The organism is Leisingera sp. JC1, from assembly GCF_001679925.1.
Classification (GTDB): Bacteria; Pseudomonadota; Alphaproteobacteria; order Rhodobacterales; family Rhodobacteraceae; genus Leisingera.
The window spans coordinates 153,566-179,542 of sequence record NZ_LYUZ01000125.1 but is presented as its reverse complement, the minus strand read 5'-3'; the positions used below and the strand labels follow the sequence as shown (position 1 = coordinate 179,542).

General features: G+C 63.8%; 30 protein-coding genes. 6 read left to right on the top strand and 24 right to left on the bottom strand.

Features of this window, described 5'->3' with window-relative positions; translation table 11 throughout:
• Positions 1–34: 34 nt before the first annotated feature.
• Positions 35–886 (top strand): GNAT family N-acetyltransferase, encoded by an 852-nt coding sequence (locus A9D60_RS21130; protein ID WP_065269411.1) that lies wholly within the window; start codon positions 35–37, stop codon positions 884–886.
• A gap of 64 nt (positions 887–950) precedes the next feature.
• Here the strand turns inward: A9D60_RS21130 and A9D60_RS21125 are convergent, their stop codons facing one another.
• Positions 951–1,625, bottom strand: coding sequence for a helix-turn-helix transcriptional regulator (locus A9D60_RS21125; protein WP_065269410.1), 675 nt, complete (start codon positions 1,623–1,625; stop codon positions 951–953).
• Positions 1,626–1,697: 72 nt separating this feature from the next.
• Entirely contained in the window at positions 1,698–2,006 is a 309-nt protein-coding gene (locus A9D60_RS21120; protein WP_065269409.1) for a hypothetical protein, read from the bottom strand.
• A 226-nt stretch (positions 2,007–2,232) separates the two neighbouring features.
• Here A9D60_RS21120 and A9D60_RS21115 point away from each other — a divergent pair, with 226 nt between their 5' ends.
• From A9D60_RS21115 to tatC, 3 genes are read left to right on the top strand one after another with little or no spacing between them, the layout of a single operon-like run.
• Complete coding sequence (locus tag A9D60_RS21115) at positions 2,233–2,448, top strand: twin-arginine translocase TatA/TatE family subunit (RefSeq protein WP_065269408.1); 216 nt, start codon at positions 2,233–2,235, stop codon at positions 2,446–2,448.
• Positions 2,449–2,454: 6 nt separating this feature from the next.
• The gene (tatB, locus tag A9D60_RS21110) at positions 2,455–2,931 is read left to right on the top strand and encodes a Sec-independent protein translocase protein TatB (protein ID WP_065269407.1); all 477 of its coding nucleotides are present in this window, start codon (positions 2,455–2,457) and stop codon (positions 2,929–2,931) included.
• Complete coding sequence (tatC, locus tag A9D60_RS21105; protein ID WP_065269406.1) at positions 2,928–3,824, top strand: twin-arginine translocase subunit TatC; 897 nt, start codon at positions 2,928–2,930, stop codon at positions 3,822–3,824. Before tatB ends, tatC begins: the two co-directional genes overlap by 4 nt.
• Before the next feature lie 131 nt (positions 3,825–3,955).
• On the opposite strand, the gene A9D60_RS21100 is transcribed toward tatC, so the two are convergent.
• Entirely contained in the window at positions 3,956–4,453 is a 498-nt protein-coding gene (locus A9D60_RS21100; protein WP_065269405.1) for an AAA family ATPase, read from the bottom strand.
• A gap of 67 nt (positions 4,454–4,520) precedes the next feature.
• Complete coding sequence (locus A9D60_RS26270; protein WP_141117996.1) at positions 4,521–4,811, bottom strand: hypothetical protein; 291 nt, start codon at positions 4,809–4,811, stop codon at positions 4,521–4,523.
• Here A9D60_RS26270 and A9D60_RS21095 point away from each other — a divergent pair.
• Positions 4,810–5,451 carry a hypothetical protein gene (locus A9D60_RS21095; protein WP_065269404.1) on the top strand — a complete coding sequence of 214 codons (642 nt, stop codon included), beginning with the start codon at positions 4,810–4,812 and terminating at the stop codon, positions 5,449–5,451. The two genes, A9D60_RS26270 and A9D60_RS21095, sit on opposite strands and share 2 nt — an antisense overlap.
• Positions 5,452–5,514: 63 nt before the next feature.
• Here A9D60_RS21095 and A9D60_RS21090 read toward each other — a convergent pair whose 3' ends face one another.
• Complete coding sequence (locus A9D60_RS21090; protein WP_254656758.1) at positions 5,515–6,678, bottom strand: adenylate/guanylate cyclase domain-containing protein; 1,164 nt, start codon at positions 6,676–6,678, stop codon at positions 5,515–5,517.
• 117 nt (positions 6,679–6,795) lie between these two features.
• On the opposite strand from A9D60_RS21090, the gene A9D60_RS21085 reads away from it, so the two are divergent.
• Positions 6,796–7,638: an ATP-binding protein gene (locus A9D60_RS21085; RefSeq protein WP_065269402.1), complete on the top strand. Its 843-nt coding sequence runs from the start codon at positions 6,796–6,798 to the stop codon at positions 7,636–7,638.
• 75 nt (positions 7,639–7,713) lie between these two features.
• Here A9D60_RS21085 and A9D60_RS21080 read toward each other — a convergent pair whose 3' ends face one another.
• The 19 genes from A9D60_RS21080 to alr form a co-directional block, all read right to left on the bottom strand.
• Positions 7,714–8,949, bottom strand: a complete 1,236-nt coding sequence (locus A9D60_RS21080; protein ID WP_065269401.1) for a peptidoglycan DD-metalloendopeptidase family protein — start codon at positions 8,947–8,949, stop codon at positions 7,714–7,716.
• A gap of 102 nt (positions 8,950–9,051) precedes the next feature.
• Positions 9,052–9,699: a protein-L-isoaspartate(D-aspartate) O-methyltransferase gene (locus A9D60_RS21075; protein ID WP_065269400.1), complete on the bottom strand. Its 648-nt coding sequence runs from the start codon at positions 9,697–9,699 to the stop codon at positions 9,052–9,054.
• Positions 9,696–10,490, bottom strand: a complete 795-nt coding sequence (gene surE / locus A9D60_RS21070) for a 5'/3'-nucleotidase SurE (RefSeq protein WP_065269399.1) — start codon at positions 10,488–10,490, stop codon at positions 9,696–9,698. The genes A9D60_RS21075 and surE overlap by 4 nt, the downstream gene beginning before the upstream one ends.
• A gap of 237 nt (positions 10,491–10,727) precedes the next feature.
• Positions 10,728–11,375, bottom strand: coding sequence for an SDR family NAD(P)-dependent oxidoreductase (locus A9D60_RS21065; protein WP_065269443.1), 648 nt, complete (start codon positions 11,373–11,375; stop codon positions 10,728–10,730).
• A 115-nt stretch (positions 11,376–11,490) separates the two neighbouring features.
• Complete coding sequence (locus tag A9D60_RS21060) at positions 11,491–11,751, bottom strand: hypothetical protein (protein WP_065269398.1); 261 nt, start codon at positions 11,749–11,751, stop codon at positions 11,491–11,493.
• A gap of 156 nt (positions 11,752–11,907) precedes the next feature.
• Positions 11,908–12,495, bottom strand: coding sequence for a DUF2199 domain-containing protein (locus A9D60_RS21055; RefSeq protein ID WP_254656757.1), 588 nt, complete (start codon positions 12,493–12,495; stop codon positions 11,908–11,910).
• 102 nt (positions 12,496–12,597) lie between these two features.
• Positions 12,598–14,118: an amidophosphoribosyltransferase gene (gene purF, locus A9D60_RS21050; protein ID WP_039179065.1), complete on the bottom strand. Its 1,521-nt coding sequence runs from the start codon at positions 14,116–14,118 to the stop codon at positions 12,598–12,600.
• Positions 14,119–14,372: 254 nt separating this feature from the next.
• Positions 14,373–15,395: a DMT family transporter gene (locus tag A9D60_RS21045; protein WP_065269397.1), complete on the bottom strand. Its 1,023-nt coding sequence runs from the start codon at positions 15,393–15,395 to the stop codon at positions 14,373–14,375.
• A gap of 183 nt (positions 15,396–15,578) precedes the next feature.
• Positions 15,579–16,238 carry a hypothetical protein gene (locus A9D60_RS21040; RefSeq protein WP_065269396.1) on the bottom strand — a complete coding sequence of 220 codons (660 nt, stop codon included), beginning with the start codon at positions 16,236–16,238 and terminating at the stop codon, positions 15,579–15,581.
• A gap of 3 nt (positions 16,239–16,241) precedes the next feature.
• Positions 16,242–17,642, bottom strand: a complete 1,401-nt coding sequence (locus A9D60_RS21035; RefSeq protein WP_065269395.1) for a selenium-binding protein SBP56-related protein — start codon at positions 17,640–17,642, stop codon at positions 16,242–16,244.
• A gap of 251 nt (positions 17,643–17,893) precedes the next feature.
• A complete protein-coding gene (locus A9D60_RS21025) occupies positions 17,894–18,574 on the bottom strand; it encodes a Hint domain-containing protein (RefSeq protein ID WP_065269393.1) in 681 nt (226 codons plus the stop codon).
• A gap of 387 nt (positions 18,575–18,961) precedes the next feature.
• Positions 18,962–19,516, bottom strand: a complete 555-nt coding sequence (locus tag A9D60_RS21020) for a CvpA family protein (protein WP_039179055.1) — start codon at positions 19,514–19,516, stop codon at positions 18,962–18,964.
• Between the two features lie 42 nt (positions 19,517–19,558).
• Positions 19,559–20,920: a DNA repair protein RadA gene (gene radA, locus A9D60_RS21015; protein ID WP_039179052.1), complete on the bottom strand. Its 1,362-nt coding sequence runs from the start codon at positions 20,918–20,920 to the stop codon at positions 19,559–19,561.
• A gap of 65 nt (positions 20,921–20,985) precedes the next feature.
• The gene (locus A9D60_RS21010; RefSeq protein ID WP_065269392.1) at positions 20,986–21,777 is read right to left on the bottom strand and encodes a DNA repair protein; all 792 of its coding nucleotides are present in this window, start codon (positions 21,775–21,777) and stop codon (positions 20,986–20,988) included.
• 148 nt (positions 21,778–21,925) lie between these two features.
• Positions 21,926–22,378: a paraquat-inducible protein A gene (locus A9D60_RS21005; protein WP_065269442.1), complete on the bottom strand. Its 453-nt coding sequence runs from the start codon at positions 22,376–22,378 to the stop codon at positions 21,926–21,928.
• A 5-nt stretch (positions 22,379–22,383) separates the two neighbouring features.
• Positions 22,384–23,352 (bottom strand): DUF2971 domain-containing protein, encoded by a 969-nt coding sequence (locus tag A9D60_RS21000; protein ID WP_065269391.1) that lies wholly within the window; start codon positions 23,350–23,352, stop codon positions 22,384–22,386.
• Positions 23,353–23,368: 16 nt separating this feature from the next.
• Complete coding sequence (locus tag A9D60_RS20995; protein ID WP_065269390.1) at positions 23,369–24,115, bottom strand: ABC transporter ATP-binding protein; 747 nt, start codon at positions 24,113–24,115, stop codon at positions 23,369–23,371.
• Positions 24,112–24,894 (bottom strand): MlaE family ABC transporter permease, encoded by a 783-nt coding sequence (locus A9D60_RS20990; protein WP_065269389.1) that lies wholly within the window; start codon positions 24,892–24,894, stop codon positions 24,112–24,114. Before A9D60_RS20990 ends, A9D60_RS20995 begins: the two co-directional genes overlap by 4 nt.
• Positions 24,891–25,928 (bottom strand): alanine racemase, encoded by a 1,038-nt coding sequence (alr, locus tag A9D60_RS20985; protein ID WP_065269388.1) that lies wholly within the window; start codon positions 25,926–25,928, stop codon positions 24,891–24,893. Before alr ends, A9D60_RS20990 begins: the two co-directional genes overlap by 4 nt.
• Positions 25,929–25,977: the final 49 nt, after the last annotated feature.

The window sequence follows — 25,977 nt, the reverse complement described above, 5'->3', positions numbered from 1 at the left end:
GGGCATTCTGCATCCAAGGCGACAGGAGGCGCAGATGCAGGGCAGTTATCAGATAAGACCGCTGGCGGGCGCGGAAATTCAAACCGCCGTGGATTGGGCTGCGCATGAGGGCTGGAACCCGGGCCATCGGGATGCGGCCTGCTTTGCGAGTGTTGACCCAGAAGGGTTCTGGGGCGGGTTCCTGGACGGGCGGATGATCGCCTGCATCTCGGTGGTGAATTACGGCGCGGCGTTTGCTTTCCTCGGTTTCTACATCGTGGCGCCGGAGCATCGGGGGCAGGGCTACGGCTATGCGCTGTGGCAAAAGGCGCTGACGCATGCCGGGGGGCGGGTTGTCGGCCTGGACGGGGTGGTGGACCAGCAGGACAACTACCGCCGGTCGGGGTTTGCGCTGGCCTACCGCAATATCCGCTTTGGCGGCGTGCCCGGTGACGGGGCGGCGGCGCCGGAGGGGTTTGATCTGTCGCCGATTACGGCCCCAACGGCAGAGCTGGAAGCGCTGGACGCGCGTGTCTTCCCGGCGCCGCGCACGGCCTTCTGGCAGCAGTGGCTGGGGGCGGAGGGGCATGTTTCCATTGCCGCGTACCAGGACGGGAGCTTGGCCGGTTTCGGCACGCTGCGGCCCTGCGGCAGCGGTTGCAAGATCGGGCCGCTGGTTGCGGTGTCGCGCCCGGCGGCGGAGGCACTTCTGGCGCGGCTGCTGCAGGAACTGGCTGTGGGGCAGGAGGTGTTTCTGGATGTGCCGGAGCCGCATGCAGCGGCGGTTGAGATGGCGCGCAGCCTCGGTCTGGAACCGGTGTTTGAGACTGCCCGGATGTACCGAGGCGCTGCGCCGCAGCTGGAAACGGATCTGATTTACGGCGTGACCAGTTTTGAGCTGGGGTAGGGGGCTCTGCCACCGGCCCTGCGGGCCTCCCCCGGGATATTTTCAGCCAGATGAATAAAGGATCTTAGGAGCCGTAGGGATCATAGTCCTGCAGCCGCTTGCCGGGCTCGTCTACGAACAGTTCGGGCAGGGCAGAGGCGTCTTCAATCAGGTCGACGCGGAAAACCCGGAAATCCCCGCGCGTCTCGCACCACGCGGTGAGGGTCCAGACCCGGCCCCAGTATTCCATGTGCAGCGGGCGGATTTTCCGCTCCGTCAAAGTGCCGTCGATGCGCCGGTAGCTGAGCTGCAGTTTCTGCCGCGCCTTGATGGCGGCGCGTAAGCTGGGCATGTGCGCGAGGGCGCGGGCGGCGTCGGAGAAGGGGTAGACCGCGAATTTCCAGGCGTCGGCCTCGGCGATGGTCTGTTCCGGCAGCACCGCGTCCACCTTGGCGGCCAGCGACAGGGCGGCGGCCTTCAGGTCCGGGTCGGCGGCCTCAGCGACAATCGCCATGCCAAGGTTGAGTGCCTCCAGTTCCTCTGGCGTCAGTGTCAGCGGCGGCAGGCTGATCTGCTCGCGCACCATGTAGCCGACGCCGCGCTCGCCCTCCACCGGCACGCCGGAGGCCACCAGCGTGTCCATATCGCGGTAGATGGTGCGGGTTGAAACCTCCAGCCGTTCGGCAATGTCCTGGGCACGGTGCAGCTTCCCGTCGCGCAGGATCTGGATGATTTCAAAAAGGCGGTCAGTGCGGCGCATGGGGCTAGCCTTTGCGCGGTGGCGTCAGGAGGTCAAGGGCTGCGCCCGGCCCGCAGGCGCAGCCTGTTGTGCTTAGGGCGCCATCTGCCACTGCACCTCTTCATGGCGCATGCTGGCGCTGTCCGGGGCAATGGCCGCCATTACCTCCGGCGTGAAGTCCTGCTGCATGAATTCCTGCGCCACTTTCTGCGCCGTCGCCATGTCCTGCCAGACCACATAGTCGGTCCAGCTGCCATCCTCGCCCTGGCTCAGCTGGCGGGTGACAAAACCGTCCTGCGCGCGCACGAAGCCCTCGGTGCGCTGCATCAGTGCGGTGAAATCCGCGGGACTCACGCCATCGGCCAGTTTGAAGGTCACGATTTCGGCGACATGTTTGCTCATCACGTTTCTCCTTTGTTCATGTGATGGGCTGGATTTACCGGCCTCCAACTGACATAAACCTGTCAGTTGGATGCGCGCGGCTGGCAAAAACTTCGGATTCCTGCGCTTGCAGGCGCTTTCAGCGTGCGGAGTTGCTTTCGCTCAAAGCAGCGCCCGCGCTAAACCCGTAGCGAACAATTCCACCGGCGCCGCCAATCCGCGCCGGATTAAGTAAGGAGAGACTCACATGCTCAACAACATCGGCCTGCCTGGCCTGCTGCTCATCGCTGTCGTGGTGCTGGTCCTGTTCGGCCGCGGCAAGATTTCCTCGCTGATGGGTGAGGTCGGCAAGGGTATCACCTCGTTCAAGAAGGGCATCAACGAAGGCACCAAGGAACTGGAGCAGGACGCCGCAGACACGGCCAAGGACGTCACCCCCGAGACCGAAAAAGACAAGGCCTAAGCGCTCATGTTCGATCTTGGGTGGACCGAACTGCTGGTCATCGGCGTTGTTGCGCTGATCGTGGTCGGCCCCAAGGACCTGCCGGTGCTGTTCCGCAACGTGGGGCGGTTTGTCGGCAAGGCCAAGGGGATGGCGCGCGAGTTCAGCCGGGCGATGCATGACGCGGCGGATGAGGCCGGGGTCAATGAGGTCGCCAAGGGGCTGAAGGCTGCAACCAATCCCGTCGGCACTGCCATGGACGGGGTCAAGCAGGCGGCGCAGGAGATGGCGACGTCGATCGACCCGACCAAATACGACCCCGACAGCGAGACCGGCAAGCTGGCGGCGGAGCGTGCCGAGGATGCCAAGAAGATCCAGGCGTCAACTGCCCGCGCCGCGGCTGAGCGCAAGGCGCGCGAGGCTGAGGAGGCACTGGCCAAGGCGGAAGCGGCTGAGGCGGCGCTGAAGCCTGCGGCATCGAAGGAAGAAGAGGCCAAGTCATGAGCAAGACGGATGAGATCGACGACTCAACCGCGCCGCTGATCGAGCATTTGGCCGAGCTGCGCACGCGGCTCATCCATTCGGTGCTGGCTTTCATCGTCGGCATGGTGATCTGCTTCACTGTGGCAACGCCGGTGTTCAACTTCCTGACGGCGCCGCTGTGCGAGGTGCTGGCCGAGAGCGGCCAGGATTGCGCGCTGATCTTCATCAGCCCGCAGGAAGGCTTCTTTGTCGCGATCAAGATCTCCTTCCTGGGCGGTTTCATATTGGCGTTTCCCTATATCGGGTTCCAGATGTGGCGCTTTGTGGCGCCGGGGCTGTACAAGTCCGAGAAGGGGGCGTTCCTGCCGTTCCTGGTTGCGTCGCCTTTCATGTTCCTTCTGGGCGCCAGCTTTGCCTTCTATGTGGTCACGCCGCTGGCCTATGATTTCTTCCTGGGCTTCCAGCAGTTCGGCTCCGGCGGCGAGGCGGTGACCAGCGAGGAGGTGAACCAGGGTCTCAGCGTGGTGTTCCAGGGCTCTGCCCAGGAGTATCTGAACCTGACCATCAAGTTCATCGTGGCCTTTGGCCTGTGCTTCCAGCTGCCGGTTCTGCTGACCCTGATGGGCAAGGCCGGGCTGGTGAGCGCCGAGGGCCTTGGCTCTGTCCGCAAATACGCGGTTGTGGCGATCCTGGTGCTGGCCGCGCTGGTGACGCCGCCGGATGTGATCACCCAGATCATCCTGTTTGTGGTGGTTTACGGGCTTTACGAGGTCTCGATCTTCCTGGTCCGCCGGGTAGAAGCCAAGCGCGAGGCGAAGCTGCGCGCCGAGGGCTACTACGACGATGACGAGGAGATGGAGACGCATCCGGATGATCCGGTGGCCGCAGATGCCGAGGATGGCAAGGGCACGTAGACCTGTGACGGTCTGAAGTACTAAGGCGCGCCCGCGAGGGCGCGCTTTTTTGTTGCAGCAGCCGTGAAGGCCGGTTTTGAGGCCGGAGCGACCGATGCCGTTCCGGGCAATAAAAAATCGCTCCGCCCGTATCAGTTGGGCTCTTCGTGCATCACCAGATTGAAACCCTCTGCTGGCGACGGCGGGGCGAAGTGTTTGGAAAACAGGCGGAACTGCTCCTCGGTCGCCGCAAACGGGTGATCGCCGCGGGCGTTGCGGTCTCGCAGCCGCTGCAAGCACAGATCATCCGGGGCGCATAGTACGTGAAGCTGATGAGACGCGCTTGTCTCATCAAGAATGCTTCGCATCCAGCTGCGCGTTTCGATTGTGTTGGCGGGAAAATCCAGAACCACCGAGACCCCTGCGTTCAGCAGCGACGACACGTGAGGTCCCATGATGCTGCGTAATTTTGAAGAACAGCGGACATAGTCCGGTACAGACGCCATTTCATCGGAGAAAAGGGCGTTCAGCCATTTGTCTTCGGCAACTAGAACCGTACCGTTTCCGCTTGCCAGCCGTTTGGCCAGTGTGGATTTTCCAGCAGCGATTTTTCCGCACAGCATGTGCAGCGTCGGAGGAGGATTATACATGGAAACAACCTTGTTCTGCGCAGCAAGCGCATTTGATGTTCAGAGACCAACCACCCGGCCCGGCGTGTCAGGCCGGGACGGTAATTCGCTTCTGGCGCCAAATGCCGTTGTTCTGAGCCGAGGTTTGCATATCGGATGGTTTGCACAGTGCGGTCGAACTGTCCACTCGTAATCGGGCAATCAGCGCCAGGAAGCCTGCGGCCGGGTCGTTCCCTTCAGTTGAGCCCCGCACCAGAGCCCGGCCAACCCACCCGGCCGTGATTCCAACACTCTTTCGTGAACCTCCGCCTGCCAGCGTATCTTTACCGCCTTCCATGCGGCATCCTGCGGCCAGTCCTGGAATAAGGGAGGTTTCCATGAACAAGTTTCTTGCTGTCCTGACCTGCACCGCGGCCTGCGCGCTGGCCTCTGCGTCCTACGCCGAAGATCCGCCGATGGGGTTCTTCGTCACCTCTGTCGGCCTTGGCGACGGCGGCAATCTGGGCGGGCTGGAGGGGGCGGATGCCCATTGCGCCAGCCTGGCAGAGGCGGCGGGCGCCGCGGGCCGCACCTGGCGCGCCTATCTCAGCACCCAGGAGGAGGGCAAGCGCGGCATCTCTGCCCGCTCGCGCATCGGCACCGGCCCCTGGTACAACGCCAACGGGGAACTGATCGCGGTCGATCTTGACCAGCTGCACATCATGCCGAACCTGTACCTGCGCACGGCAGTGGATGAAAACGGCAACCGGATCAAGGGGCGCGGCGATGATGTCAACGAGCATGACATCCTGACCGGCACCCAGGAGGACGGCACCTCCTATTTCCCCTGGCAGGAGGGAGACAAGACCTGTTCGAACTGGACCTCCAACGGTGAAGGTTCCGCCACGGTCGGCCACCATGACCGCCACGGCGGCGGCAATACATCGTGGAACGCGGCGCATAATTCGCGCGGCTGCAGCGCCGACGACCTGCGCGGGACCGGAGGCAACGGGTACTTCTACTGCTTCGCGGCGGATTGAGGCGGCAAGGGCAGACTGGAGAGTTCCGAAGCCACTATGGCGTGCCGGATCCGGCGCGCCCTTTTACATGGCGGATCCACGCAGGAAAAAGACCTCTACCGGCGCGGAAACCCCGCGCACATTGTGGCGGCCGCAGCTGGCAAACAGATCGGGTGCAGCCGCGGCGACAGAGGCGGATGCCAGAACGGGATGCCCGGTGGATTTTGTCAGGCCTTCGATCCGGCTCGCCAGGTTCACTGCAGCGCCGAGCACCGTGAAATCCAGCCTGCCGGGGCTGCCGATGTTGCCATAGCTGACACGGCCCGCATTCAAACCGATGCCGATCGCCAGCGGTGGTTTGCCTGTTTCCGCGCGGACGGTGTTCACCGCGGCAAGCCCGGCAAGCGCCGTGTGCGCGGCCTGTGCGGCCTGGCGGCACTGATCCGCGCGGTCGGTCCCATCAGCGGCGGGGAAGATCGACAGAATGCCGTCGCCCATGAACTTCAGCACGTCACCGCCCGCGTCCTCAACCGCCTGCACCACCACGTCGAAATAGGTGTTCAGGGCGTCGAACACGTCCTCTTCGCCGGCGCTGTCCGAGAGGGCGGTAAAGCCGCGCAGGTCGGTGAACATGACAACGGCGTCAAGCGCCGTGCGTTCGCCGCGCTTGATGGAGCCGTTCCAGACCGCGTCTGACGGCCCATCGCCGAGATAGGTCCGCAGCAGGCTGCGCGAGGACTTGCGCATGGTGACGGGTTCCAGGGCGCAGGAGAGGCCGGGCAGGGCAGCCTCGATCATCGCCAGGTTCTCCGCCGTGAACCCGCTTTCCGACTGGGTGACAAAGGTGCAGCCGTGCATGGACCCGTCGCCGTAATACAGGAGCGTGGCATAGTAGTCGGTGCCGCCGGCCTCGGCGAACTCATGATAGGAGACGTGGTCGGCCTCAGGATCGAGGCCGCGCAGGCTTTTGTGCAGCGGACGTCGATGGGCCAGAATGTACTCAAACGAGCTGCCGACGTAGCTGTCCGTCAGCATCACATCATGGGTGACGTCGTAGCTCTCCGTGCTTTCCGGCGTCCAGACCACGCCCCAGGCAATCAGCAGCGGGTTTGCAAACCGCTGCCCGATGTTTGCCCGCCAAAGCGGCACGCCGGCCGCAATCAGGGTTGTGCAGAAGTGCGAGACAACTTTGACCGGATCGCCGCAGCAGCGGCCCTCGGTCATCATCCAGCGGGAGAGTTCGTCCATGGCGTCCATGGGGACAGGTTATACTTAAGGTTTGCAGCAGAACAGATGCTGGCTTGCCCTTGCCGCTTGCTCCTGAACATGCTTTGAAATCCCGCAACTGACGGACGGAGGCACCCCATGGACCAGAACGCATTGACCCGCATTGCCGAGGCGCTGGAGCGGATGTCGCCCGCGCCGCTGGAAACCCCGGATTTCAACGCGGCCGCCGCCTTTGTCTGGCATGTTGGGCCGGAGCGGCTGGCGCCGGTGGAAGCCGTGAACCGGGTTGATCTGAACCTGCTGGTCGGCATCAACCGCTCCCGCGATACCTTGCTGGAGAACACCCGGCGGTTTGCCCAAGGCTTTGCTGCCAACAATGCGCTGTTGTGGGGCGCGCGGGGGATGGGGAAATCCAGCCTCGTGAAAGCCGTGCACGGGGCGCTGGCGGGGGATCACCCGGAGCTGAAGCTGGTGGAGCTGCAGCGCGAGGATCTGCCTTCGGTCGCGCGGTTGCTGGGGCACCTGCGCGGCTCTGAGCACCGGTTCATCCTGTTCTGCGATGACCTGTCGTTCAGCCATGACGACCAGCACTACAAGAGCCTCAAGGCGGTGCTGGACGGCGGTATCGAGGGCCGGCCGGAGAACGTGGTGTTCTATGCTACCTCCAACCGCCGCCACCTGATGCCGCGGGACATGATCGAAAACGAGCGCTCCAGCGCCATCAACCCGTCGGAGGCGGTGGAGGAGAAGGTGTCTCTGTCGGACCGGTTCGGGCTGTGGTTGGGTTTCCATCCCTGCGATCAGGACGAATACCTGGCGATGATCGAGGGTTATTGCGAGGCCTACGGCGTCAAGGCGGATGCAGAGGAGCTGCGCGCGGAAGCAATCGAGTGGCAGGCCACCCGCGGCGCCCGCTCGGGCCGGGTGGCGTGGCAGTTCTTCACCGATCTGGCCGGGCGGCACGGGGTGGCCTTGCGCTGAGGCAGCACAAAACTGGAAACAGCAAAGCCCGGCCAATCAGCCGGGCTTTTCTTTGTTAACAAGTCATTACCGCCGTCAGTTCAGGTAGCTCAGCGGGTCGATGCTTTCGAAACCGTCGCGCACTTCAAAATGCAAATAGGCATCATCGCCGCCGCGCAGCGAAGCGATACGCTGGCCGCGGACAACGCTTTCGCCCTTCTTCACGGTGATGTTGCCGACGTTCTGGTAGACCGTCAGCAGCTTCTGGCTGTGGCGGATCACCACAATCGGCACATTGCCTGAATCCTTGGTGATCGCTGCCACCGTGCCAGCCTCGGCTGCATTCACCGGCGCGCCGGCGGAACCGGCAATGTCGATGCCGTCATTACGGCCCTTGGAGTAGGTCTTGATGATCTTGCCCTGCACCGGATATGCCATCGCCGCGCTGCTGCTGCGGGTTGGCGCAGGCAGCTCCGGCTTGGGCAGGGTTTCCGCAGCAGGTTTGACCACAGCCGGTTCGACCTTCTCCTCCGGCAGCGGTTTGCTGGCGCTGGGCGGCACCGGGGTCTCACTGCCTGCGCCCGGTTCTGTCACCACCACGGGGGCCGCTGCAGCGGCAGGCGTCACCTCGGCGGCGGGCTGCTCTTTCAGCGGGATCAGCAGGTACTGGCCCTCGCGCACCGCAAAATCGCTGCCCAGCCCGTTCCATTCCGCCAGCGATTTCACCGGCACCTGGTAAAGCCGCGAAATGGTATAGGCGGTCTCGCCGCGCTTCACCTTGTGGCGCACCGGCTCCGGGCCGGACTGCACCTTGGCGGGCTGCGGCTTGGGGGCGGACTGGATTTCGGTTGTGGTCACGGAGCCTGCGTTGGGCGAGGTCAGCGGCGCGCTGTCGATGGCCTGGCCCGCCAGAGCGGCGATATCGACCGAGCCCGGCGTGGCGCTGCCGGGCAGGCTGCCAGGGGCACGGCGCGGCAAGGCCAGAACCTCTCCCTGACGCATCTTGTCGCCGGTCTGCATGCCGTTGTAGCTGGCGACCTCATCCGCGGGCAGGCCGATGCGGGCGGCCACATCCCCCACCGTGTCGCCGCGGCGGGCGACGGCCACCTGATAAGACGGGTAGGAGATCAGGCCGCGGTCATCCGGTGCAGGGCGGTTCGCGGTCGCGGATTGCGCCGCGCCTGTGGTATTGAAGGCGCCGATCTGGCCGCGCAGGTCATAGTCCAGCGGGCTCTGGCAGGCCGCCAGCACACCAGCCAGCGGCAGCACGGCCAGCAGCCGGGCGCGCGGTAGGCTGCGGAACACGGTCCGGGCGGGGGGGATCCGGGTCATTTCGCTCTCCTCAAAACACGCTTCCCCTTTTTCGCGGGGATTCTCTCGCGTCAATCACTATAGCCGATGCCTTTTGCGGTTCGGCTGAATTCCGCTGCCAGTTTACGTGTCTTTCCCCAAGCCCTCAAGCAGGGGAACAAAGCGCACCGGGCGCAATTCGTCATATTCCAGCCCGTCTTCGGTTTTGCGCACCCGGATCAGGGTCTGAACGTGGTCGGACTGGCCCACCGGCAGCACCATGATGCCGCCTGTCTTGAGCTGCGCCAGCAGCGGCCCCGGCGGGTCTTCGGCCGCCGCCGTCACGATGATGCGGTCAAACGGCGCCTGTTCGCTGAGGCCATGGCTGCCATCCCCCACCAGCGAGGTCACATTGGCCAGCTGCAGCTGCTCAAACACCATCCGCGCTTCGCGCACCAGCCGGGCATGGCGATCGATTGTGTAGACCCGGCGCGCCAGTTTCGACAGGATCGCCGCCTGGTAGCCGGAGCCGGTGCCGACCTCCAGCACGGTGTCGCGGGGGCTGACCTGCAGCGCCTGGGTCATCATCCCCACCACGGAAGGCTGCGAGATGGTCTGGCCGCAGGCAATCGGCAGCGGCACGTCCTCATAAGCGCGTTCCGAGAAGATTCCGCGCACGAACAGCCCGCGGTCGATCTGTTCGATCGCCTCCAGCACCTTCTGGTCGGTCACCCCGCGCGAGCGCACGGAGTAGACGAACTGCATCTTGGTTTGCGCGTCGGGGCCGCTCATGCGCCGGGGCCCTCGATCGCCTTCAGCGCGTCCATTGCGTCCCGCGCTGTCAGATCGGCGCGCATCGGGGTGACGGAGATAAAGCCGTCCAGGTTGACCGCCGCATCTGAGCCCGCGGCAGTTTCGACATGCTGGTTGCCGCCGCGGATCCACAGGTAGCGGCGGCCGGTGGGCGACAGCTGCTCCTCGGCGGAGAAATGGCTGCCGCGGCGGAACCCCTGCGGCGCAACCCGCGCGCCTTTCACATCGGCGGCCGGCACCGGCGGGAAGTTGATGTTGTAGAACAGCCGGTAATCCTGATTGTCCTGCGGCTGGGCCGCCAGGATCTTTTTCACCAGCGCGGCGCCATGCACGGCGGAGGCCTCGAACGGATTTTCCGTCTCGCGGTTGGCGGGCCCGTAATACTGCGACAGTGCCATGGCCGGGATGCCCTGCAATGCAGCCTCCATCGCGCCGCCCAGGGTACCGGAATAAAGCGCGTTTTCAGCCGAGTTGTTGCCCCGGTTCACCCCCGACAGCACCAGATCCGGCTTCTGATCATGCATTGCCACATGAATGCCCGCCAGCACGCAGTCGGCAGGCGAGCCTTCGGCGGCGAAGCGGCGCTCTCCCAGCTGGCTGAGCATGGTGGGGCGGGTGTAGCTGATGCAGTGGCCGACGCCGGATTGCTCGAAGGCGGGCGCCACGGTCCAGACCTCGCCATCGGGGCCCGCGACCTCATGGGCAATTGCGTCCAGAACTTTGAGCCCTTCGGCGCTGATGCCGTCGTCATTGGTGATCAGAATGCGCATGGGGTGCCTGCCGTCTTCAACCGGGTTTTCGATTGAATAGGACCTGCACCTGAAGGGGGCAAGGATTTCGCAAGGAGAAGCCGGATCCGCGGCAAAGCGGGGCAGGGAGGCAACACGCGGGGTGGCCGGGAGAGGCCGGGAGCGCTCCCGCGCCTTCGGCCTGCATCAAGAGATGCCGTCCAAAGCCTTGGGCCAAGCGCCGCGCGGGAGCGCGGCGCCGGGGGGTAATCTCAGGCGTCAGTCCGCCAGGATTTGCGGCAGCAGGCGTGCGGCTTCGTCCTGAATCGTGCTCAGCGCGTCGCGGTCTTCACCCGGGTGGAAACGGGCGCGCAGCGCCGTGGCCATCGGCTGCGGCTCCAGGATATTCACCTTGGGGCCGGTGCGCTCGGTCTCGGCCTGCCAGCTGCGGGCCAGTGCCATCTGCGCCGCTTTGGTGGCACCGTAGGTGCCATAGAATTTCTCGCCCGCCTTGGGGTCGTCAAAGAACACCGCGCGGCCCGACTGGCCCAGCAGGGGGGCCACATAAGGGATCAGCACCGAGGTGGCGGTGGCGTTGATTGCCAAAGCCTTGGTCCAGTCCTTGGCCGCCACGGAGGGCGCCGGGCACAGGGCGGTTGCATGGATCGCCGTGTGCAGCCACAGGTCCAGCTTGCCCCAGCGGTCATGGATGCCGCGGCAGAGCGTCGCCATCGCCTCCGGCACGGTGATGTCCATCGGCGCCAGGGTGGCAGAGCCGCCCGCCGCCTTGATGCGGTCGTCCAGCTCTTCCAGCGCACCGGTGGTGCGGGCAACGGCAACGATGTGATGGGTGGGCGCAAGCGCCTCGGCCAGGGCGTTGCCCAGGCCGCGCGAAGCACCGGTGATGAGAGCGATTTTGTCTGTCATGACCGCCTTCTTGGGCCGCCCGCGCGGGCAGGTCAAGAGGCGGAAAGCAGCGCCAAGGATTTTCGAAAACACTTGGCAAATTACTTTGCAGGAATTAGCGCCGCTGGCCGCCGGCTCAGCTGCCCGGCATCACCAGGCGCCTGGTTTCGCCGCGCTGGTTCAGCACGAGGCCGTGGGCGTCGATGGCGACCACCTGGCCCTGGGACAGCTTGGTGCCGCGCTTCACCTCGCGGGTGCGGCCGGAGGGCAGGCGGATCAGCGCGCTCATGCTGTTCTCAGGCCCGTAGACCCCCAGCAGGCTCAGGTTGCTGCGGTTCACTGCATTGGTCTGGGTTGCCAGCCCCGCCACCTTGGCGGAGGTCTGCTCGTTCGCCATCTTCGTCTGTCCCTTGATTGTCCGGATGGGATCTGGCGTGCCGCAGCCGCTGTTTCAAGCGGGCAGAACGGGTCTCGGCGGAAAGCTGCAGAAGGCTGAGAGAAAGGCCGCCGACGGCCTTTGATCATTCAAGGCGCAGCGGTCTTGCGTCAGGCTTCAGGCGTCATAGACCAGCGACGGCAGGTCGTGGCCGTAGGCATAGAGCAGCTCCAGCAGCTCCTCCAGCTCTGCGCCGTCCTTCTGCAGCGGATAGAGCGGGTGGTTCTGCTCCGTGACCTTCAGTTCCGGGTACTGGCCGCCGGGGCGCATCTCCAGCATGCAGCCCGCGGGCAGCGGCATGTCCGGCGGAATGGCATTGGCGAGCCAGGCCGGGCGGTCGCCGAGCTTGTCGGTCTCGCGCATTTCGAACAGGTCGAGATAGGCGTCGAAGTCATCACGGCTGAGGCTGGCCCAGGTGCCCAGGATGAACTCCTCGCCGCGGGTGCCGTTCAATGGAATTGCCAGCACCGCGCGGACAAAGCGCAGATCGCCGAGGCGGCAGAAATCCTCGGTCAGGATGTCGCCGCGGGTGGCCAGCACGGCGGAGTTGTCCTCTACGTCCATATCCTCGGAACAGATGTCGGGCCGGTCGCAGCTGAGGCTGAGCAATTGCGCAAACGTCGCGCCGCAGCAGCGGCACTGGCGCGGGGAAGTCAGCATGCGGGCAAGATGCGCGTCCAAGGGGCGGCCTTTCGTCAGGAGCATAGGAAAAGGCGCGGGCCGTCACGGCCAGCGCCTCCCCATGCAAAGTTCCGGGCCCTCATAGACGCATGCGGGCCAAAGTTCAAACCCCTGTTGGGGCCGGTCTCAGCCGGTGGCCAGCTTGGAGGCGTTCCAGGAGGCGCCAGGTGCCGGCATGTCCTGGATCTTGGCGCTGACCCGGCTGCTGCCTTCCAGCGCCGCCAGATACTCTTCGGTGACGCCGGTGATGTAGTTGCCGTCAAAGCAGGAGCAGTCAAAGCCCTGGATGTCCGGGTTGCCTTCCTGCGCCGCCCAGATCAGGTCCTCGAGCTTCTGGTAGAACAGCGCATCGGCGCCCAATTCCTCGCGGATTTCCTCGATGCTGAGGCCGTTTGCGATCAGCTCATGTTTGGTCGGCATGTCGATGCCATAGACGTTCGGGTAAACCACCGGCGGCGAGGCAGAGGCGATATAGACCTTCTTGGCGCCGGCCTCGCGGCACATCTGCACGATCTTCTTGATGGTGTTGCCGCGCACGATGGAGTCATCAATCAGCAGAACGTTGCGGTCCTTGAACTCCAGCGGGATGGCGTTGAGCTTGCGGCGCACCGACTTCTGCCGCTCGGCCTGACCGGGCATGATGAAGGTACGGCCGACGTAGCGGTTCTTCACCAGCCCCTCGCGGTAGCGGATGCCAGTGGAGTTGGCGACTTCCAGCGCCACCGGGCGGGCCGAATCAGGCACCGGGATGATGCTGTCGATCTCCAGCCCCGACTCCTGGATCTGCTTGGCCAGCGCCTGGCCCATGCGCAGCTGGGTCTTGTAGACCGAGACGCCGTCCATCATCGAGTCGGGACGCGCCAGGTAGACATATTCAAAGATGCAGGGGGTGAGCTTGCCCTCAACCGCCTGGAAGGTATGCAGGTTGCCGTCGAGGTCGATCAGCACCGCCTCGCCGGCCTTCACATCGCGGACTTTCTCGAACCCGTTGATGCCGAAGGCCACGTCCTCGGAGGCAATGCAGTAATCGTCGCCTTCGCCTTGTGCCGGGCGTTTGCCCAGCGACAGCGGCCGGATGCCGTGCGGGTCGCGGAATGCCAGCATGCCGACACCGGCAATCATGCACAGCACCGAATAGGCGCCCTGAACCCGCTCCATGGTCATTTTGACGCCGGCAAAGATGTTGCGGATCGGCTCGGCGTTGCCGTTGACCTTGATAGCATCGGCGACCTTGTCGGCCAGCACGTTCAGCAGGATTTCGGAATCGGAGGTGGTGCGCAGATGGCGGCTGTACTTGCCGGTCACCTTTTCGCGCTGCTCGGCGGTGTTGGTGATATTGCCGTTGTGAACCAGGTAGATGCCGTAAGGCGCGTTCACAAAGAACGGCTGCGCTTCCGCCGCGCTCAGCGATCCTGCGGTGGGGTAGCGCACATGGCCCATGCCGACGCGTCCGGTCAGGGTTTCCGCATCCGACGGGCCGAACACATCCTTGACTAGGCCGTTGGCCTTGCGCTCGCGGAAGAACTCGCCGGTGTAGGTCACAATCCCCGAGGCGTCCTGGCCGCGGTGCTGCAGCATCAGAAGCCCGTCATATATCTCTGCAAAGACTTCTGTGTCCCGGCTTGCGATCCCCAAAATCCCGCACATTGGCTGGCTCCAATCCCGATTAGTCCGATGGCTGATGGAAGCGGCTTGTCCGGCAGTCTAGCGCATTTCTCTGCGCCCGCACCATTCCGGAGGCACCAAAGCAGCTTGCCGGCAAAACGACCGGAGCCTGATGGCCGGTTGCAGCCCTGCTCCCCAGCGCGATGCGCATCAGGTCAGGTCCACAAGGGCAGGCGGGCAGCGTCTGCAGCAGCGGCAAGGCGGTGTGGCTCCGAATCCGTTTCCTGTTCGCGCCCTCACATAGAGGCTTTCGCGGCGTCTGTCATCAAAGGATCACATTTCCCTTCTGCGCTGCGGCGTATGGCAGCGGTGCGGCGGGTTTCGCGGCGTTTGACCACCTCACGGTGCAGGATGAACAGACCGCTTCCGACAATCAGCGCGCTGCCGGTGATGGTGGTGCTGCCCGGAATGTCGCCCCAAAACAGCCAGCCCCACAGAACCGCAACTGGCAGCGAGCTGTACTCGAACGGGGCAATGCTGCTGGCTGCACCCAGCCGGTAAGCCTGGCTGATGCAATAGAAACCGGCGGCGGCGATCAGGCCAACGGCCACGATCAGCGCAGTTTGGGCCAGGTCCGGCACGCTCCAGGCGCGGAACATGTACTGGGCGCTGGGATGGCCGAACCGGTCCAGCCAGCCGCTGCCGAATACGATCCCCATGGCGCCGCTCAGTGCCACGAAGGTCAGCATCGAGTAGAAGGTCATCCGCAGAGCGCTTTCGGTTGGTCCCAGCATCCGCGCCAGCAGGCTCTGCGCGCTGTAGGCGCAGGCCGAGATGATGGCGAGGATCATCGCGGGCTCGATGCCGCCTTCACCCGGCTGGGCCACGAATACCACGCCGAGAAAGCCGGCGCAGATCGCCAGCCAGCTGCGCCAGCCGACCTGCTCGCCCAGAAGCGGGATCGAGAACATCACCACGAACAGCGGAGCGGTGTAGTAAAGCGGCATCGCATCCGCCAGCGGCAGCACCGCCAGCGCCATGGAAAAGGTCGAGAAGCAGACAAACCCGGCGGCGCCGCGCAGGCAGGACAGGAACAGTTTGCTGGTCGCAAAAGCACCGCGTCCTCCGCTCAGGTACAAGCACAGGCTGACTGGCACCAGCGTCACCAGCCCGCGCAGGAAGATCACTTCCTGCACCGCCATCTGGCTGCTGAAGACTTTCATGATGACATCCTGAAGCGAGAAGACCGTTAGTCCCAGAACCAGCAGAAGGATCCCTTTCAGCGTGGTGTCATCGCCGTCGCGGCTGCTGCTTTCCAATTTGTGCTTCCTAAGACCGGGGGATGCCGCGGGGCGGGCATTCTGTGCCCAGGAAAAGTAGACGGATCGCGCGGCATCCGGCGGCCAAGCAGCGACCTGGAATATTCCGGAACCGGCCGGGGCAGGCGTTTTCCGCGCCTTGTTCTGTGCAAGGCGGGCGGTAATCCGCAGTACTAAAAGCCATCAATGCAGCGTCAGCAGCGACACTGCGCCGACCAGGACCAGGCTCAGCGCCCAGACCAGATCCAGGTTGAACCAGCCGCGGGACAGGAACTTCAGTCCCAGCCAGTGGTAGACGCCAAAGGCCATCGCGCCGCCGGCCAGCGTCATCGCCAGCGTATGCGCCAGCGCGACCATTATGGCGATGCCCGCGCTGCCGGTCATCAGCACCCCGGCGGCGGCGTGGCCCGCACCGGTCTCCACGGTGGCGCATAGCCCAAGGTAGATCGGCACCAGCATCAGCCCGGCGCCATGAGCCATCGCCGCCAGGAACGACCACAGCGCCAGCCGCGACGGCGGCACGCGGGCCAGCAGGCGCGGGTGGCGGCGGTTCCATAACAGGTACAGCCCCAGCGCAATCACCAGGCAGGCGGCGCCGATCTGGATCTCGCGCTGCCACTCGGCCAGCACCAGCAGCATCGAGAACGGAAACAGCACCGCTGCCATCGCCAGCAGATGCCCCGCCGCCAGCGCGGCCAGCGCCCGCCACAGGCTGCCCTGCGCGCGCTCCATCAGCGCGGCTGAGACCGCCAGCGGCCAGCCCATGCCGGGGTTCACACCGTGATAGACACCGGAAAGTGCAACGGCCCCCCACAGGGCCGCCGCCGTGCTGAGTTCTGCCACGCGTCAGACGGAGGGGTAGCAGAAGCTGTCGGTGGAGCAGTCGCCGCCTTCCAGCCGGATCTGGTGGCTGCGGTAGCCCTTGGGGAACTCGACATAGAAATCCTTGTCCAGCTCCAGCCCGCCGTTTTCGCCGACGTTGGCCATCACCATCTGGCCGCCCTCGGAATCGGGATAGAATTGGTCGTCCCAGGTCGAATAAAGCGAATTGGTCCAGTAGACCCGTTTACCGTCGCGGCTGATCTCCACCATCTGCGGGCCATAGGCGAAATCCTTGCCGTTCGGGTGCTTGGCACCGCGTGCAATGCCGCCCAGTTCCACCTTGCCGGCCAGCGTGGGCTTCATCGGGTCACTCACATCGTACTGGTGCATCTCGCCGAGCCCCCAGCAGGCGACATAGAGGTATTTGTCGTCCAGGCTCAGGTCGATGTCGGTGACCAGCGGCGGCACTGCCTCGAACCCCTGCAGCAGCGGCGGCAGGTTCTCCGGCTTTTCCGGGCGCGGGTCGATTGTGATGGTCTTCTTGGCGTCAAAGGTGCCGTCGTCCTTCTGCCACCAGGTGAAGATCGAGCCTTGCAGGTTGGTGGTATCCACAACCACGCCGCAGAAGCCGTAATCGCGCGAGGGGTCATGCGCGGGGCGGATTTCCAGCGCCATCTGGTGGTTCTCGCCAAGGTCGATGGTCTGCACGTTCTTGCGCTGGCGCAGGTTCCAGAAGTGGATCGAATGGCCGTATTTGTTGCTCAGCAGGTCCTCCGCCACGATGCCGTTCTCAAACTGCGGCGGCAGCGCCCATTCCGAACTCACCATGTAATCCCGCGGCAGGTTCCACCAGAAATCATAATGCTTGTCCTGCTTGCCGCGGTCCATCTCGTAGCGGCCCAGGATCTCAAACGTCTCGCAATCCATGATGAAGATGCCCGGCGGCCCGTCGGTGCCGTCTTCGCCGCCGCCGCCCAGGGTCGAGACATAGATGCCCTCGGGGCCGCAATGGATGGTGTGCGGGCGCGAATACCCGGTCTTGGCAAAGACCTCCTCCGGTTCGATGATCTTGTGGATTTTCGCCTTCAGCGGCTCCTTCACGTCCACAACATAGATCCGGCTGGAGCGGATGCCGGGGATGATCAGGTAGCGCCGTTCCAGGAAGGCATGACCCGACAGCGGCGACAGGGAGGAGGAACAGGCGTTCCAGCCGAAGTGGTGAAACTCATCGCCCTTGTTGGGCATGATCAGTTGATGCACGATCTGGCCGTAGGTGTCTGAGCCCGGGTCGACATCGACCACCGCCAGCCCGTCCGGCTGCGAGAAATCGGGGCTCAGCATCAGCGTGAAGGCCAGCTTCTCCGCCGGGGCCTCCATCGCCAGTTTGGGCGTTGCGTGAAATGTTGGGTCAGGCCGCAAGTTCATCGTCAAATCCTCCCTGAATACCGGGCGCCGGTTGCTCTGCGGTGCCTTTGGCGCCTGAGGGGATGCTGGCATACATATATTTTCCGGGCAACTTTTTCCGGAAATGCCCCTGCGTTTGGAACGTGTGTTCCGCATTTTCGCGGAAAGTCAGGGGCGGAGCCCAGCCAGCCTGTCCGGGCAGCAAAAAAGAATAGGCCCGCACAATGGCGGGCCCGAGGGGGGAGGGAATGTCTTGCTGGCTGGCCCTTGGATCAGGCCGCCAGGATGCGGTCCAGCAGGTTGTCCAGCGGGCTGGGCAGGCGGGCGTCAATTTCGCCCATGCCGGTCTGCGACAGCGCGCGGCCTTCATCGCTGGCCAGAACCTGGCGGGTCTCGGTCAGCGACAGCTGGTGGAAGGCGGAGTCCTCAACGGCATCACCCGCGGGCAGCAGCATGCCGCTTTCGGCCCAGACCAGCTCTTCTTCTGCGAATTCGAAATGGATGCGGCCCAGGCGCTCCGGCGCGGCGGCGGTGATACCCTTGTAGCCGGTCAGGGCGATCAGCTTGGCGACGACAACCGGCAGGCCGAACAGGCGTTCAGCGGTTTCCATCTCCAGCGCCACTTTCTGGTCCGAAGGCAGCATCAGATCGGTGTCATTGCCCAGGGCGCCCGCCGGGATGTGCATCAGGGTGGTCAGACGCGGCACTGCGTGTTTCACCGCCTTCACTTCCTGGGCGCCGCCGTCAAAAGTGAACACCATGTCGCCGGGTTTGATGTCGCGGGCCTGCTTGAAGCCCTCTTCGGTCTCCACCAGCGTATCGGGCAGGAAACCGCCGCTGCGGATGCGGGCGCGCTTGGGCGCGGGCTTCACGGATTGCGGCAGGGGATTGGTCAGCAGCAGCACGTCAACCGGCAGGTAGTCGGCGAAATCTGTGGTGTGATCCAGCTGCATAGTAGCGTCCCTTCTGAGCGTCTTCGTCCCGGCGTTTTGCCGTTGAAGCCATGTGGCCCCCGAATTGGGACCAAATTGGGGCAGGGGTGCGTCGCATTTCGGGATGAGGCGATTTTTTGGGGACAAAAGCCGGTTTTTCAGGGGTATTGTTAACCTTTTCACGGTGCAGGCTGAGGATTTATTAAGAATTGACGCAATTTTTGAGACGCGCCGAATTGCCCTCTGGCGCCCGATTCTCTTTGGTTAACAAAGTGTTAATGTGAATTTGCGGTGTTAACGGCTGCGCCCGGCATCCTGTGGATAACTGTGTGAACGCATTGAATTTCAAGCAAAACGGGCGCCCCTGGGGCGCCCGCGTATCTGTCTGAAGGTGGTAATCCTTAGGAATTACTGGCCGCAGGCCCCGATCAGCGCCTCATATTGCTGCGTCACCCAGCCCAGGGCCTGCTCCGGATTGCGTTCTTCGATCTTGCCGGTCAGGCGCTCGAACACCTCGGCAGAGCGGCTTTCGTCAACGATTGTGAAGCTCTGCCCGGTCATCACCACATCATAGAGGAAGAAGGCAATTGCGATCAGAAGAATGCCACGCAGGACGCCAAAGAAGAAACCGGCCCCCTGATCCAGACCGCCAAGCGCTGACCGCTGCACCAGGGTGGAAAACAGCGGCGTGAAGAAGGAGACCACGATCAGCGCCAGGGCAAACACGGCGGCGAATGCGGCGATGATCGAGAGTTCGCAGCTATCGGCGATGAAGTCGCCGATCACCGGGATCTCCGCCATCAGCGGCTCCACCTGCGGCGCGAAGATGAAGGCCAGGACACCGGCGGCGATCCAGCCGGCAATCGCCATCGCCTCGCGCACGAAACCGCGCGAATAGGCCAGCAGCGCCGATACCACGATGACCAGGGCCACGACCCCGTCGATAATTGTGAAACCTTCCATGTCCCTCGCCCGTTTGCCTGCGATCTCAAATTTTTTGCGACTTTAACCGGCCCCGAAGAATTCGCCAACAAAACCTGCCAGATCGCCCGACTTTCTGAGGTTCAGACCGTTTACGGACACGGTTTTGCTGCCGCCAGGGGCAATCGCCGCCGTGAAACCAAGTTTTTGCGCCTCTTTCAACCTGTTTTCGGTCTGCGGGGCGGGCCGGAGGGCGCCGGATAGCGAAATTTCTCCGAAAACCACCGTATCGGCGGGCAGGGCGACGTCTTCCCGCGCACTCAGCAGCGCTGCCGCCACCGCAAGGTCCGCCGCCGGTTCGGAGATCTTCATGCCGCCCGCCACGTTCAGATAGACGTCCAGGCCCGCAAAGGGGATGCCGCAGCGCGCTTCCAAAACGGCCAGGATCATTGCCAGACGCGACGAGTCCCAGCCGACCACTGCCCGGCGCGGCTGCGAATGCGGCGAGGGCGCAATCAGCGCCTGCATCTCGACCAGCACCGGCCGGGTGCCCTCGATGCCCGCAAACACCACCGATCCGGGGCTTGGCTCGCCGCGCTCCGACAGGAACAGGGCAGAGGGGTTGATCACCTCGCTGAGACCGCTTCCGGTCATCTCGAACACGCCGATCTCATCCGCCGGGCCAAAGCGGTTCTTGACCGCGCGCAGGATGCGGAACTGGTGGCCGCGCTCGCCCTCGAAGTACAGGACCGTGTCGACCATATGCTCGACCACGCGGGGGCCTGCGATCTGGCCTTCCTTGGTGACATGGCCGACCATGATGATGGATATCCCGTGCCGCTTGGCAAATGTGGTCAGTTCATGCGCGGCGGCGCGCACCTGGCTGACCGATCCCGGCGCGCTGTCCACATGGTCCGCCCACATGGTCTGGATGGAATCGATGATCGCCAGCTGCGGCCGCTCCGCTTCCAGCGTGGTCAGGATGTCGCGCAGGTTGGTTTCCGCCGCCAGCTGCACCGGCGCATCCGCCAGCCCCAGCCGCTGCGCCCGCATCCGCACCTGGGCCGAGGCCTCCTCGCCGCTGACATAGACGGTCTTGACGCCAGCCTGGGCAAACCGCGCTGCCGCCTGCAGCAGCAGGGTGGATTTGCCGATCCCCGGATCGCCGCCCACCAGGATGGCCGAGGCGGCAACAAGCCCGCCGCCCAGCACCCGGTCCAGTTCCCCCACGCCGCAGCAGGCGCGCGGCGGAGGGGTTTCCCGCGCCGACAGATCGGTCAGCTGGATGGTGCGGCCGCGTTTGACGCCCAGGGATTTCTTGGAAGGGCCGGAGGACAGCCCCTGATCCTCGGTGATGGTGTTCCACTCGCCGCAGCCCTCGCAGCGGCCCGACCATTTCGAAAAGCTGGCCCCGCAGGCGGAGCAGGAGAAAGATGTTTTTGCCATGGATCAGATCAGTGGCAGATGTTTCCCTTTTGTTCAAGGGGCTGCGCACTGCGGCCTGCGGCTCGTCAGTCGGCGCGGCGCGGCGGCTGGATCGGCACCACGCTGCCGCCTTCCGGGCCCGAGCCGTCCGGCTGGCCCTGCAACTGCGCCGACAGTTCCGGCAGCAGCTCGAACAGCTCGCCGCGCAGCCGCCCGAGATGCGACTTGGCGATGCTCTCCTCGATCTCCACGTCGCGGGTCCACTGGCGCAGCTCATGCATGATGATCTGGGCATCCTCCAGCCGCGCCTTGAAGGTCTCCAGCTCCTCCTGCCGCTGTTTCAGGAACTGGCGGGCACGGGCCACCTTGGCATCTGAATAGGTCTCTGCCAGTTCATGGCTCACCTGGCTCACCTGGCTCATCTGCGCGGCCACTTCCAGCACATCCGGCTCCAGCCCTTGCAGGTCAGGGTGATCGCGCATGAACGCCAGCCGCTCCTTCACCGCATCAAACTCGGAGGCCAGGGTGAACACGCCTGCGCGGTCGCCGGCATGGGCCAGCTGATAGGCCTGCAGCACGTCCTCCATATTCATCGAAAACCGCCGGTGGGAACTCTCAAGCGCCATGATGCGCCCGTTGGCGGGCAGAAAAAACGCCAGCATCACTGCCAGCGCGGTCAGGGCGATCTGCGTGGCCATGCCGGCCTGCGGCATCACCTCGCCGCCCAGGCCCGCCTGCAGCGACAGCCAGGGCCATATTCCCAGCGCCGCCAGCGTGGTTGCTGACAGCATCGCCGCGGCGGCCAGGCAGATCAGTGCAAAGGCAAGCCGCATGAACACGGTCTGCGCGGTGAACAGGATGGATTGAATGCCGGCCATTGGCCCCCTCCAGCAGATGCACATGTCCCCACGGGGCCGGCGGGGCAGGGGGAATGCCCGATCCGGGCGCAGCTTGCCGGTCCCATGTCGATGCGTTTTCACTTGTCCGGCACTATGAAATGGAGCGGTTTTCCGCCGGATCAAGGGCTTAACGCATCTCCTGCGCTGCTTTGGCCGCGCGCTCCGTCAGCATCCCCAGCACAATCGACGCCAGAATGCAGGCAGTGAACAAGTACAATCCCCAGGCAGTCTCGATGGTCGCCAGGCCAATGCCCTTTGCCAGCGTGATGTAGAGCGCGATCAGGAAAATGTCGGCCATCGCCAGCTTGCCCAGCACATGCAGCACCTTTTGTACCCTTGCGTCCATCAGGTTCCACTGCACCAGCGCGGTGCCGATGGTCTTGAGGTAGGGGGCAAAGATCGCAAAGAAGGTGACGATCAGCGCCAGCACCGCGTCGCTGCCCCAAAGGCTTTGCAAGCCCGTGATCACCGAGATCTCGCTGAGGCCGAAAATGGGCAGCAGCCCCGCCCGCATCAGGGGCGCAAACCAGGCGACGGGGTAGAGGATCAGCAGGGAGAGGGTGAGGAGGCGGAGGGTCATGGCGGTCATCGACGTAAAGGAATATTCGATTTCCTTACTTTTTGTGCTGCGTCAGACACACCAGCTTTGACCAGCTCATGGACCAACGCTTGGTAGATGGGATCAGGGTATTCCGTTGGGCCAATAATAATTTCCTCGAGAAGATCCGGGAGTGTAGCTCCTACAAAGCCCTCAGTCGGGTGATCTTGCAGCTTGACCGTATAGACCTTTTGAGGAACGCCGTTGATGCTGTGGACTTGAAAATCGATGTTTTGAGACGGCCAAAGCGACGGGCAATGTACGACTCGCCATTCACGCTCCTCTGCAAATCCCGGGTGCTTTGTCGATACAACCGCGAAGTGGAGGGCAAAAAACAAATGTTGAACCACGTCTTCCGTTCGCAGCGCGGCTAATTGGTCGAAGTTGTTCTCCAAGTTTTCAACAAGCCTTGCGAATTCAATCACAAAATCGGCTTCTGTCGCATACAAAACAGGAGTTGAGTAAGCGGAGAGCGCATTGCTGTTGGAGAAGAAAGGTCGATTATTAAATACGAATGCAACATTGGTGTTGCCACCATATGCACGCCACATTGAGAGCCGTCCCAATTTGCTTTCATGGGTGCCTTCTTTACCATGTTCGCAAATTGACAACAGATATGTGTCTTTGAAACGGCCCGGTTGGTGGCCGTCGAACAAATTTACGATTTCGTCGACAAGTCCAACCTGCAGCCTGTCAAGTACCGCCCTGAGTCTCCCGCCGTATGGAGTTTGCTTCCATGCATTGGCAATACAGCTCTGACCGTGTTGAATTTCCGAGTAGTCATTCATCACGGCAACGCCGCGCATCCAAAGCTCGGAATTTCTAATAATACTTAATGCTGCATCAGCACTTGTGTAATGGGCAAACTTGAGATCTTCGTTTTTCGCCCTTTCGATTGCTTCATAGGCATAAGGATGAAAGAGCTTTGCAAGCTGCAGTTCTGTTTCTTCGCTCAAGGATTTTCCCCTTCCCTCACCGCACCGCCTCGATTGGCCCCTCCGCGCGGCCGTGGATGAACTGCTCCATATAGGGATCGCCGGACTGGTCCATCTCAGATACCGGGCCGGTCCACTGGATCACCCCGCCGTGCAGCATCGCCACGTTGTCGGCAATCGCCCGGACAGAGGTCATGTCGTGGGTGATGGTCATCGCGGTGGCGCCCATTTCCACCACGATCTCGCGGATCAGGTCGTTGATCACGCCGGACATGATCGGGTCGAGGCCGGTGGTGGGTTCATCGAAAAAGATAATCTCCGGCTCCGCCGCAATCGCGCGGGCCAGGCCCACGCGCTTCTGCATGCCGCCCGACAGTTCCGATGGGAAGAGGTCGGCCACTGCGGCGCGCAGACCCACCCGGCGCAGCTTCTCGATGGCGATCTCGCGGGCTTCCTCCTGCGGGCGCTTCAGCGCGCCGCGCAGCAGGCGGAAGGCGACGTTCTGCCAGACCGGCAAGCTGTCAAACAGCGCGCCGCCCTGGAACAGCATGCCGAAGCGCGCCAGGAACTTGTCGCGGTCGCCCGATCCGGCGGGTTTGCCATCGACATAGATCTGGCCGGAGTCCGGCTGGATCAGCCCCAGGATGCTCTTCAGCGCCACCGACTTGCCGGTGCCGGAACCGCCGATGATCACCATTGAGGTGCCCTTGGCAATCTCCAGGTTCATGCCGTTCAGCACGCGGTTGTCGCCAAAGGCCTTGTGGACGTTTTCCATGCGGATCATAGCGAGAAGAACACCCCTGTGAGGACAAAGTTGGCGGCCAGGATCAGGACGGCTGCGGATTCGACCGAGCCCTTGGTGGCACGGCCCACGCCCTGCGCGCCGCGGCCCGACTGCATGCCGTAGTAACAGCCCATCATCGCCGCGATGGTGCCAAAGGCCGCGCCCTTGACCAGCGAGGAGATGATGTCGAGCGCTTCCAGGAAGTCGACCGTGTTCTTGAGGTAGGCCGCCGGGTTGAAGCCGAGGTTCTGCACCGCCACCGTGTAGCCGCCCATGATGCCGATAATGTCGCCGACACCGACCAGCACCGGCACCGTGATCAGCGCCGCCAGCACGCGGGGCGCGACCAGGTATTTCATCGGATGGGTGGAGAGTGTGACCAATGCGTCAATCTGCTCGGTCACCTTCATGGTGGCGATCTCAGCGGCGATGGAGGAGGTGACCCGCGCCGCGATCATCAGGCCGACCAGCACCGGGCCAAGTTCCCGCACCATGCCGATGGCGACGATCTGCGGCACCACGGCCTCAGCGTTGAAGCGTGCGCCGCCCGCGTAAATCTGCAGCGCCAGCGCGCCGCCGGTGAAGATCGCGGTCAGGCCCACCACCGGCAGCGACAGCCAGCCGACGTTCAGCAGCGCCTGAAAGAACTCGCGCGGGTAATAGGGCGGGCGGATCATGTGGCTGAAGGCAGACAGCGCAAACAGCGCCGCGCGGCCGACAGCCGCCAAGCCCGCCAGGGCGGAGCGGCCCAGCCGGGCCAGGAGAGCGATTGGATTCATCCCAAATATGTCCGCGCCGAACGGTGGCCTGAGGAGGTCAGGATCTCATAGCCGATGGTGCCTGCCGCATCGGCCAGCGTGTCCACCGTCTGCTGCTCGTTGAGGATCGCCAGCATATCCGGCACCTCGGCCAGGTCGGTGACATCGACGGTGATCAGGTCCATCGACACGCGGCCGACCACGGGGCAGGGGGTGTCGCCCGCGTAGACCTGGATGCCGCCCTGGCCCATCGCCCGGTGCAGCCCGTCGGCATAGCCGGCGGCAACGGTGGCGATGCGGCTGGGGCGCTGGGCGACCCAGGCATTGCCGTACCCGGCGCTTTCACCCGGTTCCATATCGCGCACCTGAATGACAGGCAGGTCCAGCTGAACCACCGGAACCGCATCGGTGAACGGCAGCCCGCCGTAAAGTCCGACACCGGGGCGGCAGAGGTCAAAGTGATAATCCTTGCCCAGGAGCATACCGCCGGTGGCGGCCAGCGAGCGCGGCACCTCCAGCCCGTCCGTCATCCCGCGGAAGGCCTTGAGCTGCTGCGCATTCATCTCGTGCGAAGGCTCATCGGCGCAGGCCAGATGCGACATCAGGAGCACCGGGTTCTGGCCCAGGGCGATCTCTGCCACCGCGGCCCATTCGCCATGCTCCATCCCCAGCCGGTTCATGCCGCTGTCCAGCTGCACCCCGAACGGGTGCCCCGGCAGGGTTTCGAAATGGCGCAGCATCTGATCCAGCGAGTTCAGCATCGGCGTCAGCTGAAAATCCTTCAGCAGCTTGGCGTCGCCCTCCATATGGCCGGAAAACACAGAGATGCCGGGACCAGGCCCCAGCGCACGGCGCAGCGCGCCGCCTTCCTCGGCCGCCGCTACAAAGAAGTTGCGGGCGCCCGCCTTGGCCAGCGCCTTGCCCACCCGGCCTGCATCCAGGCCGTACCCGTTCGCCTTCACCACCGCTGCGGTCTCGCAGTTGGTCAGCGCATCCAGATTCCGCCAGTTGGTGACCAGCGCATCCAGGTTGATTGTCAGTTTTGCCGTGCTCATGCGGTGTTCATGACATGGGAGGTGCGCAGGTCAAGTGGGAAAACCCGCC

Coding starts and splice junctions, on each gene's coding strand:
- A9D60_RS20995 (WP_065269390.1), bottom strand. CDS start 24,115: ATGATCCGCATGGAAAACGTCCACAAGGCCTTTGGCGACAACCGCGTG.
- A9D60_RS21055 (WP_254656757.1), bottom strand. CDS start 12,495: ATGCTCCTGACGAAAGGCCGCCCCTTGGACGCGCATCTTGCCCGCATG.
- A9D60_RS21060 (WP_065269398.1), bottom strand. CDS start 11,751: ATGGCGAACGAGCAGACCTCCGCCAAGGTGGCGGGGCTGGCAACCCAG.
- A9D60_RS20990 (WP_065269389.1), bottom strand. CDS start 24,894: ATGAATCCAATCGCTCTCCTGGCCCGGCTGGGCCGCTCCGCCCTGGCG.
- A9D60_RS21025 (WP_065269393.1), bottom strand. CDS start 18,574: ATGCAGCTGGATCACACCACAGATTTCGCCGACTACCTGCCGGTTGAC.
- A9D60_RS21010 (WP_065269392.1), bottom strand. CDS start 21,777: ATGGCCGGCATTCAATCCATCCTGTTCACCGCGCAGACCGTGTTCATG.
- A9D60_RS21005 (WP_065269442.1), bottom strand. CDS start 22,378: ATGACCCTCCGCCTCCTCACCCTCTCCCTGCTGATCCTCTACCCCGTC.
- A9D60_RS21130 (WP_065269411.1), top strand. CDS start 35: ATGCAGGGCAGTTATCAGATAAGACCGCTGGCGGGCGCGGAAATTCAA.
- A9D60_RS21125 (WP_065269410.1), bottom strand. CDS start 1,625: ATGCGCCGCACTGACCGCCTTTTTGAAATCATCCAGATCCTGCGCGAC.
- A9D60_RS21100 (WP_065269405.1), bottom strand. CDS start 4,453: ATGTATAATCCTCCTCCGACGCTGCACATGCTGTGCGGAAAAATCGCT.
- tatC (WP_065269406.1), top strand. CDS start 2,928: ATGAGCAAGACGGATGAGATCGACGACTCAACCGCGCCGCTGATCGAG.
- tatB (WP_065269407.1), top strand. CDS start 2,455: ATGTTCGATCTTGGGTGGACCGAACTGCTGGTCATCGGCGTTGTTGCG.
- purF (WP_039179065.1), bottom strand. CDS start 14,118: ATGTGCGGGATTTTGGGGATCGCAAGCCGGGACACAGAAGTCTTTGCA.
- A9D60_RS21090 (WP_254656758.1), bottom strand. CDS start 6,678: ATGGACGAACTCTCCCGCTGGATGATGACCGAGGGCCGCTGCTGCGGC.
- A9D60_RS21085 (WP_065269402.1), top strand. CDS start 6,796: ATGGACCAGAACGCATTGACCCGCATTGCCGAGGCGCTGGAGCGGATG.
- A9D60_RS21115 (WP_065269408.1), top strand. CDS start 2,233: ATGCTCAACAACATCGGCCTGCCTGGCCTGCTGCTCATCGCTGTCGTG.
- A9D60_RS21095 (WP_065269404.1), top strand. CDS start 4,810: ATGAACAAGTTTCTTGCTGTCCTGACCTGCACCGCGGCCTGCGCGCTG.
- surE (WP_065269399.1), bottom strand. CDS start 10,490: ATGCGCATTCTGATCACCAATGACGACGGCATCAGCGCCGAAGGGCTC.
- A9D60_RS21080 (WP_065269401.1), bottom strand. CDS start 8,949: ATGACCCGGATCCCCCCCGCCCGGACCGTGTTCCGCAGCCTACCGCGC.
- A9D60_RS21020 (WP_039179055.1), bottom strand. CDS start 19,516: ATGGAAGGTTTCACAATTATCGACGGGGTCGTGGCCCTGGTCATCGTG.
- A9D60_RS21120 (WP_065269409.1), bottom strand. CDS start 2,006: ATGAGCAAACATGTCGCCGAAATCGTGACCTTCAAACTGGCCGATGGC.
- A9D60_RS21065 (WP_065269443.1), bottom strand. CDS start 11,375: ATGACAGACAAAATCGCTCTCATCACCGGTGCTTCGCGCGGCCTGGGC.
- A9D60_RS26270 (WP_141117996.1), bottom strand. CDS start 4,811: ATGGAAACCTCCCTTATTCCAGGACTGGCCGCAGGATGCCGCATGGAA.
- radA (WP_039179052.1), bottom strand. CDS start 20,920: ATGGCAAAAACATCTTTCTCCTGCTCCGCCTGCGGGGCCAGCTTTTCG.
- A9D60_RS21075 (WP_065269400.1), bottom strand. CDS start 9,699: ATGAGCGGCCCCGACGCGCAAACCAAGATGCAGTTCGTCTACTCCGTG.
- alr (WP_065269388.1), bottom strand. CDS start 25,928: ATGAGCACGGCAAAACTGACAATCAACCTGGATGCGCTGGTCACCAAC.
- A9D60_RS21035 (WP_065269395.1), bottom strand. CDS start 17,642: ATGAACTTGCGGCCTGACCCAACATTTCACGCAACGCCCAAACTGGCG.